This is a genomic window from Sinobacterium caligoides (assembly GCF_003752585.1).
In the GTDB taxonomy this organism is placed as follows: domain Bacteria; phylum Pseudomonadota; class Gammaproteobacteria; order Pseudomonadales; family Sinobacteriaceae; genus Sinobacterium; species Sinobacterium caligoides.
In genome coordinates this window covers 111,679-124,827 of the sequence record NZ_RKHR01000005.1, presented here as the reverse complement: position 1 = coordinate 124,827, position 13,149 = coordinate 111,679, and the positions used below count along the sequence as shown (strand labels likewise).

The following is a 13,149-nucleotide window of genomic DNA, read 5'->3' as shown; positions in this document are numbered from 1 at the left end:
CAGGCTTATCTGCTGAGAGCCACAACCTTGAATTGCTTGTTGCGAGCAACAATATCAATCTTACCAAAAACTCCCTCAGCCTTGGTTTCGAGGGGGATGAAGCTGTTGACGACAAAGACAGCTAAGCCGTCACTTTTAAGATGATCCTTGGCCTGCTGCAAGAATAGCGGTGTGAGGTCAACATCGGTATCAAAGCCAGTGTGAAAGGGTGGGTTGCATAAGATCAGGTCGAATCTCTCGTCGATAGTGTTGCCAACGTGGCTGGCGAGGACGCGGCCGTTGATTTGTTGTTGCTCGAAGTTGTGTTCGCAGCAGCACAAAGCAACGGCATTGTTGTCCGTGGCCGTTATCTTAAAATTACTGATTTTATTCGCTAAAACAGATAGGTAGCCATAGCCACAGCCCAGGTCCAATAAGGTGGCGCCAGTCTTGACCTTGTACTGCTTCAGTAACTCTTCGAGTTGTTCGATGAGATAGGCACTACCTTGATCGACTTTGTTCCAGCCAAAGACCCCGGGCTTACTGAAAAAGTCTCCCTCAATAGGCTGCAGCTTATCGTAACCTTTGTCGGGAAGCGGTGTACCAGGGCTATAGCGGCGTATCTGTCCGGTATAAATAATATTGTTCTTTTTGGCAGTGGCACTAGAACCGAGAAATTTCTTGGCCTTGTCAATATAGGTCTTAGTGCCGTCGCTTTTTTCACCGATTAACGTTAAAACGCCTTCGCGTACTAATAGCTCCGCGCTGCGGTTGATGATGAAGTGAACGATAGGCTTTTCTTTAGCGATGCGCAGGAATAACTGTTGAAACTGCTGTTCTATTGCAACATCAAAATCTGAGAAGCTAGAGTTTAGCCCGAGCATAATAGCTTGTTGATGCAGTTCGAAGCGATTGCTAATCAGCGTCAGATTTTCACGTGGAAGTACGCTGGCAAGGCAGGCAATATCAGTCGCCTCATCGACGAACCAAAGGCTGTCTTGGTCGCTGGCTTGGTTGATGAGTGTGACAAGTTGTTGGCTGCTGAGGTCGGTCATAGTAAAGGCTTTGCAATAAAAGGGGCGAATATACTCGCTAGCGGCGTTGATGTATAGATTTAACGCCGTATCCGTTGTTCAGCATCGTGACTGCACATACCTATAATACGGCGCTAATTATCTTTGTAAGTAATTGATTGAGTATAGATAGCTGGCGCTGATGATTTTTCGGCAGCGCAGTACAATAGCGCTGGCAATAATCGCGGTGATAAGGCCCGCTGCAATATCGAAGGGGAAGTGAACGCCACAATATATTCGTGATAGACCACAGGCCATCGCAAGCAGGCAGAGAACATAAGCGAGCTTACGCGTAGTGCGTTCAAAAAGTAGGGTGATGGCGATTGAGAACATCATCGTTGTATGGTCAGAGGGAAAAGACGAGTCTGGAGCGTGCTCAACAAGAGTACGACCGAGATCTTGCATAAAGGGTCTAGGGTGAAAATAAAACAACGAGATGATGAAGCTAATCACAAGGCCTGTTGCTGAGGCAATGGCAGCATAGAGGGAAAAAAGTCGCTGCTGGGCCGTACCTTTAAACCACAGGTAGAGCAGCGCGGTTATGCTGACGTAAGGAAGGCACTCCGCCAACCCGATAGCCAGCTGATCTAAGAACGAGCTCTCGCCAGCATACTGGTTGATAAAATTGAAGAGCATGACGTTCAGAGATTGCATAGGGGTCTACCTGTCATTATTTTGATGCCGCGATATGTGTGTCTCATCGGGCAAGCATAGCGCTTTGACGCAGTGAAGGAATACGTGTCTGTAGAGGCGACTGATGAGTTAATGTGGGTACTGAGTGCAACGAGCAGGGCAAGATAGCAGTCCACAGTTACTCAGACTATTATGCACGTCAAAAATTCAAGAGTATTAATAAATTGGGCGCAATGGTTTATTGCAACGACTCTCCTTTTTATAAACCGAGTCTGAACTTTAATTACGCCTTATTATGGTGACTAGTGCGAGTAGTGAGACGCCAAGTAGCCATAGTGCACTTGAAGGTGCTAACTGGTTAAGGTTGGCGACAACTTGTTCTCGTCCTCTAACAGAGCTAAGAGATAGGTGTAATTCGCCCGCTGCCTGAAAGGCATTAAAAGCATTCAGGTATGAGCCGAAATAGTGGTTGTTATCGGCTGTTGAATAAAGGAAGGCAGTGCTATCATTTTGGCAATTTGTCGATAACGGCTCGTCATCACTGCATCGCGGGATAGCATTTGAGCTAATAGGCAGTGATGTTGCTACTAGCAAGCTTACGACAGAGGTCCACTTGAGTGTTAATGTCATCGTTTTAATCCTTTAAACGAAATGCTTGTATGGAGTGCGCAACTATCGTTCTTTATCCTTCTCTATTTTTGAACACATAGAAAGAAACGATGTAGCACGAAAGCTAGCATCGCAGTTGTTTATGACAAGAGTATGTATGAGAAGGATAAATAAGCGGAGAGGGGAAGTTTGTGATGACGCTGTTCGCGTGTCATCACGTATTTTCGCTCTATGGCGTGACCTTATTTAGCTCAATTACAGGTTGTGGTCTGACCTAATTTTTTTGAGTAAGGATTGGCAGGCGATTGTGATGCTTTCAACGACGCGGTAAAACGTCTCCTGACCTGAGTTGTAAGGGTCTGGCAATTGATGGTTACCGCCGTTGTGGGGGTGGTGCTGCATGAGTAGGCTAATATCCCCTGCATAGTCCTTAGTTTGCCAGGCAGTCACATTGAGGAGGTTCTGGCGGTCCATGGCGACGATATACTGGCAGCGCCGATAGTCATCGTCATCAATCTGTCGAGCGACAAGTCCCCTAATATCAATGCCGACACTATCGCAGGCAACGATAGCACGTGGGTCTGGGGACTTACCGATATTAATGGCAGCTGTTCCCGTCGAGTCGATAAAAATGTACTGCTCTAAGCCCGCCTCGATGACGAGACTTCTAAAGATGCCTTCGGCGCTAGGTGAACGGCAGATATTGCCAAAGCAGACAAACATCACTCCAATAAGCGGTGGCTTGCTATCATCTGCTTGAATCGCTGTCTTATCGATATCGCTCATTTTATGTGCTCATTATTATTGTTTTTATATGTCCGGTATATGCTCGGAAGTGACTATAGGGTGAAAGTATAAAAGAGGATAGGCGTGAAGCTCTCATCAATCTGGGTGGTTGAGAGCTCTGTGGTGACTTTATATTGTCAGAGGCAGGCCGCGAATGAATCGCGGCCTTATACGCAGATTATTTCTTGCTGTTTCGTCGAGCCGCGCCATAGGGCGACTGTTGTGAGGCGCCGTTGGTGCTCTCAGAAGGGCGAACGGGTGATGAGTCTTTTGTCTGTGGTTGTTTAATCGACTTGAGGACGACAAACTTTTTGTTGCCACCGACCTGTTCGCAGTTGCCGAACAGGCGCATCATTTTCACGTGATAGTTCAAGTGTCGGTTGCCCACTAGCCAGAGTTCGCCGTGATTAGACAAGGCGCGACGAGCCTGCTGCATCATGCCCCAGGCGATGTGATCGCCAATCGTTTGCTGTTGATGAAACGGTGGGTTGCAGAGGATGGCGCCATAGAGACTGCGTGGCTTGTTGATCATGCCGTCGTTACAAGTAAAGCGGCAGCGATCTAGGCAGTCAGGTAAATTAGCTGCGACGTTTTCCTGGGCTGATAAAACGGCTTGGTAGGACTCATCGATAAATTCGACGTTGGCCTTTGGATTCATCTTTAAGGCCATAAGCCCTAGCTCACCGCTGCCGCAACCTAAGTCAGCAATATGCTCGACATCATCAAATGGCACGAGTTCTTGCATCAGTATGCGGGCACCAATATCCAGATAGCCTTGGCCATAAACATTGCTGAGTTTACGGATGGTCATATCTAACGGTTCAACGTCGTAACTGGCCTGCTCAATAGGCTTCTGTTTAGCGGGAAGCTGTGAACCGTCAGAGAAGATCAATCGGGCTTTTTTCCAGGTCAAAGAGCAATCACTGTGGCCGATTCGGTCAGCGACAGCCTGCGGCCAGCTATTGGTCCAAAATTTCACCATGCCACCGCAAACCAGCTGTGTTTTTTCATGCATCAATAACGGTAATTGCGAGAGAATATCGTCGAAATAGGCGTTAGTCTGTGGGATTTTGATGACAATGGTATCGAAACGCCCATGCGGAAGCTCGGTCGATGGGACAAAGGTATAGTGCAGTGGGAATAGGTTGTGACCGTAGTTAACTTCGACAGCTATTTCAGCCAGCTTGGAGTCAGACCACAAGGTAACATCGCTGTCATGAATCGCTGTCGTGATCGTGCCAAAGGTATCGTTAATGACTAGTACACGTCCTAGTTCACCGCGCTCATGTAAGTTGTTGAGCAAATAGCTATCTGCAGCATCCCACGCCTGGAGGTTTTTGTCGGTCGTTCTTGGGTAGCGGTCGAGTGTAAGTTCGCCGTAGGGTGTGGTCAGTTGCTTCATATTGCCTAACTATTGCTGGATAGAATAAGGGCGAATTATAGGGGCAATCAGTTCAACAATAAAGGAAACAAGCTGACAGCACGACGCGAGTAACAATTGCTCATAAAAGTCTAACTAGCGCCGAGCTCGATTTGACAAGCAGTGGCTATTTCACTGCTTGGGTTGATGTCTCGCCATCTGTTGGTGCCTTCTTGTTAGAGAGTCGTAACAGCGTTAATAATATTGCCGCCGAGATTGTCATCACGACACTGTAGACTGTTGTGGCTGTGGCAAGCTGGGGTTCATGAAGAATATTAAAGGCGACAAAGAAGGCAAGTGCAGCGTTCTGCAAGCCAATTTCATAGTAACTAGTGATTGCCTGTCTGCCCTTGAGATTAATGGCCTTATTCAATAGTAGTGCCAAGCCAATGGCGCCGATGTTGAGCATGATAACGGCGCTACCTATTGAGAGTGCGCCCGTTTGAATGCTTGGCCACTGCTGATGCCAGAGTAGCAGCACGATGATCGCAAAGAATAAGCTAGAGCATCGACTGGCGAGTATTTGCCCCTGTTGGTGGAACCAAGGATGGTAGGTAGACAGTGTCATACCGATGATCATCGGCAAGAGAGTGATCGTGATCAGCTGTTTAATAGTCAGCCACAGCGATAACTCAAATTTAGTGTCTCCCATACTGAAAGCAGAAAAACCGAACTGCAGTAGTATGGGCAGGCTGAAGACTCCGATTAGGCTGCTTAGGGCTGTTAAGCTGACAGAAAGAGCAGTATCTCCGCGGCTGAGTTGGCAGAATAGATTTGAAGTCACTCCTCCCGGGCACAGTGCGATCAGCAGTAAGCCGAGTGCCAACATGGCAGGTAGCTTTAGTATCAGGATGATGGCGATGGCGAGCAATGGCAGGCCGAGTATCTGTCCAGCTAATAAGCCACTGACAACACGGGGCTGACGGATAAGTCGTGTGAAGTCATTGCGTTGTAGCCCAAGTCCCATGGCAAACATGATTGAACCTAGGCAGAAGGGCATTAATTTTAACAACATAGCATCTATTCCTTTTTTGCATTGTTGAGAAGGTAAATCATTTTGTTATTTTGATAATGCAGCTCAATCAGCGTTGACTGGCAATAATCCCTTCTTGTATATCCTGCCAGTGATGGCAAGCCACTTGATGTAGGTTTTCGCCCTCCGTGAGTAACGGTTGCTGCTCTTTGCACTGCGCTGTTTGGTGAGGGCAGCGAGTGTGAAAGCTGCACCCGGAGGGCGGATTGACGGGAGAGGGGACATCGCCTTCTAAAAGTCGGTGTTGCCTACGCTGTCGTGGGTCAGGTTTTGGAATCGCGGCAATCAGTGCTTGGGTATAAGGGTGCTTGGGCTTTGCATAGATATCATAGGCATCGGCGACCTCGACAATCTTGCCAAGATACATCACGGCGACGCGGTCAGAGATATGCTTAACGACGGATAGGTCATGGGCGATAAATACCAAGGCTAGCCCCAACTCTCGTTGCAGCTCTAGCAATAAGTTAATGATTTGCGATTGGATGGAGACATCCAAAGCGGAGACAGGCTCGTCGCAGATGATCAACTTAGGGTTAAGTGCGATGGCGCGTGCGATACCGATACGCTGACGCTGGCCCCCGGAAAACTCATGAGGATAGCGATTGACGGCACTATCCGGTAAGCCGACTCGGGCGAGCAACTCTAGCACGCGTTGCTTACGGCTCTCAGCATTGCCAACACCGTGCACGATGAGTGGCTCTTCAATAATTTGGCCGACACTGTGGCGGCTATTCAGTGATTCATATGGATCTTGAAAGATGACCTGTAGGTCGGCTCGTATGTGTTTTAGCTGCTTGTGGTTGAGTTGATCAATGCGTTGGCCATCAAATTCAATCGAGCCTGAGGTGGCCTCCTGCAGCTGCAAAATGGTTTTCCCTAAACTGCTTTTGCCGCAGCCTGATTCCCCTACAAGACCAAGAGTCTCACCGGGCAACACCTTAAAAGAGACGTCATCAACAGCTTTAACGTGGGCAACAGTGCGTTTAAATACACCGGCTTTGACTGGGTAGTGTTTGACCAGCTTGTCGACGATTAGCAGCGGTGTGCTCTTGGACTCAATCATGATGCATCCTCGCTCTGTGTATGGCTTGTGGCTGTGTTAGCAGAGCGTGGGTGCCAGCAAGCAACAGAATGCTGCTGGCTTAGTGTATCTGTGCGGGGCTTATCGTCGCAGATAGTGCTGGCGTGATCGCAACGATTGCGAAAGCGGCAGCCCTCATTCAACTCACTAAGCGCAGGGACCATACCGTCAATGGTGTTAAGCAGGGTCTTCGGTGTGTCGGTGAGACGTGGCAATGCGTTTAATAGGCCGAGGGTATAGGGGTGAGCAGGATGATCAAAGAGCGTGTAGACATCGGCCGTTTCGACAACACGGCCTGCGTACATAACCATCACACGATCACAGAGTTGCGCTATAACCCCAAGATCATGGGTAATGAAGATTACAGCGAGCTCGCGCTCTCGTTGTAACTCTACAATTAGCGCAAGGATTTGTGCTTGAATAGTGACGTCTAGCGCCGTTGTGGGTTCGTCGGCGATGAGAATATCGGGTTCACAGGCGAGAGCCATGGCGATCATGACACGTTGGCGCTGGCCGCCGGAGAGCTGGTGGGGAAATTCGCTGAGCTTTTGTTCAGCATCGGAGATACCAACGCGACTGAGGATATCGACACTGCGAGCGATAACTTCATGGTCTTTTAACTCGCTGAAGTGCAGCCGATAGATCTCTGCAAGTTGACGGCCGATTGTATGTACAGGGTTGAGCGCCGTCATCGGCTCTTGAAAAATAACGGCGACACGCTTACCTCGTATCTGCCTTAGCTGTTCTAAGGGCAGAGTGAGTAAATCACTCCCTTCGAATAGTACGCGGCCGTGGCTATAGTGGGCACTTGGCTCTGGCAAGAGGCGCAGTAACGACATGGCGGTCACGCTCTTGCCGCATCCAGACTCGCCGACGATCCCAAGGATTTCTCCCTTGTTGAGCTCAAAGGAGACTTGGTCGATAACGCTAGCAACACCGTGATCGAGTGTAAACTCGACACTGAGTTGATCGACAGTGAGAAGACTCATTGGCTTACCTTGTAACGTTCGTTAACAATTGTCTTTGGTGCGTAGGGGATACCGTCATGTTTGTCGGCAAGCACCTGTTGTTTATCTTGCTCGTCGATCCAGTAATAACCGTCGGCGAAGGAGAATAAGCTATCAGTTGTGCGGTTACCAAGGTCGCTCGGTAACTTCATCCAATGCCAGAAGCCGGCGCGTGTATAGGGTACAGAAAAGCTGGGAATAAATACGGCATGGTGATCGACTATCTTTGCCAACTCTTTGGCGAGTGCGATACGCTCATCGCGGTTAATTGATTGACGGTAGCGCATGATCTTCTTGTCCAAGGCTGGGTCGCTGAGTGCTGTAATGTTGTTTGTCTGCGGCCTATTTGCATGATCAGAGTGATAGTAGCTCCAAAAGCGTGGGGCGATACCGCCAGCTGACCAGCCCATCCATGCTATTTGGTGTTTCTTCTCTAAGATTTGTTTAAAGCCGGTGCTGCTGTCGAGGAATTGCAGCTTAAGGTCTATACCTGCTCTGGCAGCACTTTCACGTAGGATGACCAGACGTGGTGTGTGATCATTGTTCATATAGGTAATGCGCAAACTCAGGCGCTTGCCATCTTTACGGCGAATGCCGTCCTTGCCGCGTTGTTGCCAGCCATCCGCATCGAGTATTTGATTCGCTCTAGCTAGGTCAAATTCGCGTGGATGGATTGTCTCGTTATCGTATTCAGCATACCCCTGATATTGTCTGTTTAGCCTCTCATAGTCGTTGCGTAATACCGTTTTGATAACCTTATCAAAATCAAGCGCGTGAGCTAGGGCTAAGCGAACTTGTCGGTCGGCTAGGATAGGGTCTTGTGTATTCAGCCACAGACCAGAAGGAGATTGCGGTATATCGTTATAAAATTTGGCCTTTAAAATATACCCCTCATCAAAGACTTTCCCGCGTGCCTTGCCATACCATAGGTTGGGTCGCACAAGGTTGAAGGTATCGAGTTCACCCTTGAGAAAATAGCGGAAGGCAACATCATCGTTGCGAATGACCTTGACACGGATGCTATCCGGATTAAAGCGATGTCGATAATAACGCTTATTATTCGCCCACCAATTGTCTTGTCGATCGAACTGAATAAATTTGCCTTTGGAAAATTTACTGATGTTATAGGCGCCAGTGACGGGTGGAATCTTCCAGTTATAGTCTCGAACCCAGTTGTCAGTCAAAGCAGTAAATTGACGCGGGAGTGGCGATAATGCGGTGGAAAATAATAGCTCATCTTGCGGTTTGGCTGTACCGCTTGTGATGCTGATAGTGTGGTCGTCGTACTTGCGAATGTCGGTAATTTGCTTGGTATAGTAGTTGTTATAGAAGGGCGCGACGATTTTTTTAGAGCGCATGAAGTCAAGGTTGTAGAGGTAATCGTCAGCGGTAACGGGAGTGCCATCAGACCACTTTGCATCAGGGTCTAGTTTGAAATAGACGGTTTTACCATCAGCACCAAAGGCCCAGTGGGTGGCGAGGCTAGGAATGGCATTACCGGTGTTGGGGTGGACATCGACAAGGGATAGGTTGAGTGCGCGCATATAACCGGCAAACCCTCCATTTGAGTCGGGACCAATGACGCGAAACGTCATGGGAAATGCGCCGATATAGCTGCGCATCATGCCACCGCGCTTAGCGTTAGTTGAGGCGACCACAGGGTCCTGATTGTTAGTAATCCAGCGTAACTGTTCGTTTAACTCTGAGTTTGAATAATGAATTGGCTTCACGTCAACCGGTGGCCGCCATGCGCTACGGTCATCGCTAGAATTGCTACAGGCGGTGAGTATGACCAAGCAGAGAGCAAGGCTAATTCGTTTAATCATCATGGTCATCATAAGTTATTGGTAGTAGCTAAACTGTTTAGGGTCGAAGGCTTCGCGGATAGCTTCACCGATGAAGGTAACCATGGTTAGAACGAGCGTCATTGCAATAATGACAGAGAGCACAATCCACTCGTACTGTAGGTTGCTAGTACCTTGTGCCAACAGCTCGCCCCAGCTGGGGGTGGTCTTTGGCAGGCCAAAGCCGAGGTAGTCTAAAGCGGTCAGTGAACCAATGCCGGAGGCGATTGAGAAAGGAATAAACGTCACCAGCAGCGAGATGGTATTGGGCAGGATATGACGAAACAAAATGCGACCGTTACTGGCGCCGATGGCACGAGCGGCCTGGACGTATTCGCGACTGGCTTCGCGGTAGGTAATCGTGCGCATGTACCAGGTGATGCCCATCCAGCCGAATAGCACCATAATGACAATCAGCGTCCAGAAGCTTGGGACAACGATTGAGGCGATGATCATGATGATATAGAGGAAGGGGACGTTGGACCAAATCTCGATGAGTCGCTGACCGAAGAGATCGAACTTGCCACCGAAGAAGCCCATCATACAGCCAACGGTAACACCTATTAAGTAGTTGAAAAACAGCAGAATAAGACTAAACGCCATGGCGGTTCGAAAACCATAGACTAATCGTGCGAGAACGTCGCGCCCACTGGTGTCAGTGCCTAACCAGTGTCGGCTAGAAGGGGGGTAAGGTGGGAAATTATCAAAATTAAGATCTGATTCTGTGGCCGAGAAAGGTACAGGAGGTAATAGTACCCAGCCTTCGCCAGACTCTGCCAGCTGATTTTTTAAGGCGCGATAATCGGTTTCAAAGGCTTGATCCTGGCCGAACTCCTTGCCTGCAATGATCCCCCCGTAACTGGGGAAGTGCAGGCTTCCTTGGTAACTGACGACGATAGCTCGGTTGCTAATTAATAACTCGGCAAAGCAACTCGCTATTAGTAGTAGGGTCAACAGGATCGCAGCATAGTAACCACGCTTAATTGCCTTAAAGCGCAGCCATTGACGGCGTGATTGGGGAGACAGTGTTAATAGTTTCATTCGAATCTCACCCTTGGATCGACAAGTGCAACGAAAAAGTCAGAAAGTATATTGCCAAGAAGAAATAGCAGTGCTGAGATTGCAAGGATGCCCATCACGACGGGGTAGTCACGCTCAAGTACGGATTCGTAACCGAGCAACCCCATACCGTCGATATTAAAAATGGCTTCAATTAAGAAGGAGCCTCCAAGCACCGCAGTGAGATTGCTGCCAAAGCCGGTGGCCAGCGGGATGAGGCTGTTACGCAAAGCATGACTGAGGATAGCCTGGCGATGCGAGACCCCTTTGGCGACGGCTGTGCGCACATAGTCCGCAGCGAGGTTATCCATTAAGGTGTTTTTGACGATTAAGGTAAGCTGAGCAAAGCTACCGGCGACATAGGCGATCAACGGCAACGTCGCATGAAACAGGATGTCTTTTAGCTGACCGAACCAACTTAGTTGGTCAAAGTTGTCACTGGTAAACCCACCAAGAGGGAAGATATCCCAGTGTGAGGCCAGTAGCGTGATTAAAGTGATGCCAACGACATAGCCGGGGATGGCGTAGCCGATAAAGACGATAATAGATGAGACGTTGTCCATGACGCTACGGTGTTTGATCGCCTTAACAATACCAAAAGGGATGCAGATGCCGTAGGTGATGATGAGTGTGGCGAAGGCATAAAATAATGAGACAGGTAACCGGTCTCGAATCAGATGCCAGACGGATTCATGGTAGCGCGTAGAAACGCCGAGATCGAAGCGAACTATATTGCCGAGCCATTCGGCGTAACTTACTAGAATAGGTTTGTCGAAACCATAATAAGCTTTTAGTTCGTTGAGTTGATCTTCAGACAGGCTGCTACCACTTGTCGTGTCGGAGCTGCTACTAGCACTTTCACTACTGGCCATGGCCTGTTGTTGAATCATACGCTCAATTGGGCCCCCGGGGACTGCACGGGTGATGGTAAATATCAGTAGTGTAATACCGATGAAGGTCGGCACGATCAAGAGTAATCGCCGAATAAAATAGCTAGTCATTTAAAGATGTTACCACCGCGATTGAAGAGGTTTATTGGCTAAACACTGTATTCGTATGCCTGTCGTTGAGCAAGTGACGAATGCTTATCTTTTGCTGTTTATGCCACACAAGTGTTGCTTAGCCTATAATTGACACTGGGCACAGTAGTTTAGAGTAATGGGCCTAGCTGTAAAAGGGTGAAGGTTTAGCATGACTAGAGGTGTAAGCGCTTGGACAAAGCGCCTGACAGAGCACGAACTACCGGTGTTAGGGGCTGTCATCGGTGATATCCATGAGTTGGCAACAGGCGTCGATTGTGACGCCAGTCAGTTGGCCGAGGTTATTCTTAAAGATGCGGCCCTTACTCAGCAAGTGTTGAGGGTTGCTAATAGTAGCCACTATAACCCCTCGCCGAACAACCGTATTAATACGATCAGCCGCGCCGTTGTCACGTTAGGTACAAGTGGTATTAAGGCTGTCTGTATCTCACTGATGATGATTGATAGCCTGCTCAAAGGGCAGCCTAGACAAAGGACGTTGACCTGTTTAGCGCGTGCTTTTCATGCAGCGGTACAAGCACGTCGCTTGTACGCACTGCGTACTGGCGGCAGTAACGAGGAGGTCTTTATCGCTGCTTTGTTGTTACATATTGGGGAGATTGGGTTTTGGACCTTTGGTGGTAATCAGGCCGATATGCTCGATAAGCAGCTAGACATCCCCGGTAGTGATTCAGGGGCGTTGATAGAGCTGGCGATAGGCACAAGTTTTGTCGAGCTCAGTCGCAACATGTGTGAACACTGGTCGTTGAGCGAGGTCGTTGCTCAGAGTATGGCGCCTTTGGAGCGTTCTAGCCCAATGGTTACTGCCGTGTTATTAGGCGACCGTATTAGTCACGCAGTAGAGCAAGGCTGGCAAACAAAAGCGGTGGCGCAGTTAAGCGAGAAGGCAAGCTTGTATTGTGGTGTGAAAATAAAAGAGATGCGCCAGCACCTACTATTAGCTGCCGATGAGGCTGCCTCTGTGGCGCTGACTTTTGGTGCCAATAAAATTTGCCATTTGATTCCTTCTTCGGTCAATGTGTTGAGTGAGTCGCCTCAGCATCGGCTGAAGCCGGATAGTAATTTACAGCTAGATATTCTTCGTGAGCTAGGAACGGTGATTGGTGGTAACACTGATATAAACACCATACTACAGATGGTGTTGGAGGGTATGCATCGGGGCGTAGGTCTCGAGCGGGTAGCGGTTTGCATGTTGAGCCATAAAAGCAAACAGGCCGTGTTATACGCAAAATTTGTGCTGGGTAACGTGACACCAAGTTGGCGTAAATCACTGATCTTTGCTGCTGATGCTGAGGCACAAAACCCACTCGCTCACTGCCTGGTACAGCGCGAAGTGATGCATATGAAATCTGTGATTGGGCCGCGTTGGAATTACTTGGCTTCAAAACGCTTTATCAAAGTAAAGGGATGTGGCGGCTGCGTGTTAGCGCCACTCTTCGTTGGTGAGCGAAATGTCGGGGTGTTTTATGCTGACCGAGGAGACCTTGGCGTGGAGGTTGATGCGGTGCAGGTCGAGCGTTTCACTCATTTTGCTCAACAGGCCAATATTGCATTGGCGCTGCTGAGTAAAAAACAGCGGCATTAA

The 13,149-nt window shown here is 48.8% G+C and carries 12 protein-coding genes; 1 reads left to right on the top strand and 11 read right to left on the bottom strand.

Features of this window, described 5'->3' with window-relative positions:
- Positions 1-5: 5 nt before the first annotated feature.
- The 11 genes from EDC56_RS12905 to EDC56_RS12860 form a co-directional block, all read right to left on the bottom strand.
- Complete coding sequence (locus tag EDC56_RS12905) at positions 6-1,034, bottom strand: class I SAM-dependent methyltransferase (RefSeq protein ID WP_123712996.1); 1,029 nt, start codon at positions 1,032-1,034, stop codon at positions 6-8.
- 117 nt (positions 1,035-1,151) lie between these two features.
- Positions 1,152-1,706, bottom strand: coding sequence for an undecaprenyl-diphosphatase (locus EDC56_RS12900; RefSeq protein ID WP_123712995.1), 555 nt, complete (start codon positions 1,704-1,706; stop codon positions 1,152-1,154).
- A gap of 258 nt (positions 1,707-1,964) precedes the next feature.
- Entirely contained in the window at positions 1,965-2,315 is a 351-nt protein-coding gene (locus tag EDC56_RS19470) for a hypothetical protein (RefSeq protein WP_148059411.1), read from the bottom strand.
- A 234-nt stretch (positions 2,316-2,549) separates the two neighbouring features.
- The gene (locus EDC56_RS12895; protein WP_123712994.1) at positions 2,550-3,080 is read right to left on the bottom strand and encodes a low molecular weight protein-tyrosine-phosphatase; all 531 of its coding nucleotides are present in this window, start codon (positions 3,078-3,080) and stop codon (positions 2,550-2,552) included.
- Positions 3,081-3,258: 178 nt separating this feature from the next.
- Entirely contained in the window at positions 3,259-4,482 is a 1,224-nt protein-coding gene (locus EDC56_RS12890; RefSeq protein WP_123712993.1) for a methyltransferase, read from the bottom strand.
- A 145-nt stretch (positions 4,483-4,627) separates the two neighbouring features.
- Complete coding sequence (locus tag EDC56_RS12885) at positions 4,628-5,515, bottom strand: bile acid:sodium symporter family protein (protein WP_123712992.1); 888 nt, start codon at positions 5,513-5,515, stop codon at positions 4,628-4,630.
- A gap of 67 nt (positions 5,516-5,582) precedes the next feature.
- On the bottom strand, positions 5,583-6,596 hold the full coding sequence (locus EDC56_RS12880) for an ABC transporter ATP-binding protein (protein WP_123712991.1): 1,014 nt from the start codon (positions 6,594-6,596) through the stop codon (positions 5,583-5,585).
- The gene (locus EDC56_RS12875; RefSeq protein ID WP_123712990.1) at positions 6,593-7,603 is read right to left on the bottom strand and encodes an ABC transporter ATP-binding protein; all 1,011 of its coding nucleotides are present in this window, start codon (positions 7,601-7,603) and stop codon (positions 6,593-6,595) included. The genes EDC56_RS12880 and EDC56_RS12875 overlap by 4 nt, the downstream gene beginning before the upstream one ends.
- Entirely contained in the window at positions 7,600-9,450 is a 1,851-nt protein-coding gene (locus tag EDC56_RS12870) for an extracellular solute-binding protein (protein ID WP_162844192.1), read from the bottom strand. Before EDC56_RS12870 ends, EDC56_RS12875 begins: the two co-directional genes overlap by 4 nt.
- Positions 9,451-9,462: 12 nt before the next feature.
- Positions 9,463-10,506: an ABC transporter permease gene (locus EDC56_RS12865; protein ID WP_123712988.1), complete on the bottom strand. Its 1,044-nt coding sequence runs from the start codon at positions 10,504-10,506 to the stop codon at positions 9,463-9,465.
- Complete coding sequence (locus EDC56_RS12860; RefSeq protein WP_123712987.1) at positions 10,503-11,525, bottom strand: ABC transporter permease subunit; 1,023 nt, start codon at positions 11,523-11,525, stop codon at positions 10,503-10,505. Before EDC56_RS12860 ends, EDC56_RS12865 begins: the two co-directional genes overlap by 4 nt.
- A 190-nt stretch (positions 11,526-11,715) precedes the next feature.
- Between EDC56_RS12860 and EDC56_RS12855 the strand changes: the two genes are divergently transcribed.
- Positions 11,716-13,149, top strand: coding sequence for an HDOD domain-containing protein (locus EDC56_RS12855; RefSeq protein ID WP_123712986.1), 1,434 nt, complete (start codon positions 11,716-11,718; stop codon positions 13,147-13,149).

Coding starts and splice junctions, on each gene's coding strand:
- EDC56_RS12880 (WP_123712991.1), bottom strand. CDS start 6,596: ATGATTGAGTCCAAGAGCACACCGCTGCTAATCGTCGACAAGCTGGTC.
- EDC56_RS12885 (WP_123712992.1), bottom strand. CDS start 5,515: ATGTTGTTAAAATTAATGCCCTTCTGCCTAGGTTCAATCATGTTTGCC.
- EDC56_RS12875 (WP_123712990.1), bottom strand. CDS start 7,603: ATGAGTCTTCTCACTGTCGATCAACTCAGTGTCGAGTTTACACTCGAT.
- EDC56_RS12905 (WP_123712996.1), bottom strand. CDS start 1,034: ATGACCGACCTCAGCAGCCAACAACTTGTCACACTCATCAACCAAGCC.
- EDC56_RS12890 (WP_123712993.1), bottom strand. CDS start 4,482: ATGAAGCAACTGACCACACCCTACGGCGAACTTACACTCGACCGCTAC.
- EDC56_RS12870 (WP_162844192.1), bottom strand. CDS start 9,450: ATGATGATTAAACGAATTAGCCTTGCTCTCTGCTTGGTCATACTCACC.
- EDC56_RS12895 (WP_123712994.1), bottom strand. CDS start 3,080: ATGAGCGATATCGATAAGACAGCGATTCAAGCAGATGATAGCAAGCCA.
- EDC56_RS12900 (WP_123712995.1), bottom strand. CDS start 1,706: ATGCAATCTCTGAACGTCATGCTCTTCAATTTTATCAACCAGTATGCT.
- EDC56_RS12855 (WP_123712986.1), top strand. CDS start 11,716: ATGACTAGAGGTGTAAGCGCTTGGACAAAGCGCCTGACAGAGCACGAA.
- EDC56_RS19470 (WP_148059411.1), bottom strand. CDS start 2,315: ATGACATTAACACTCAAGTGGACCTCTGTCGTAAGCTTGCTAGTAGCA.
- EDC56_RS12865 (WP_123712988.1), bottom strand. CDS start 10,506: ATGAAACTATTAACACTGTCTCCCCAATCACGCCGTCAATGGCTGCGC.
- EDC56_RS12860 (WP_123712987.1), bottom strand. CDS start 11,525: ATGACTAGCTATTTTATTCGGCGATTACTCTTGATCGTGCCGACCTTC.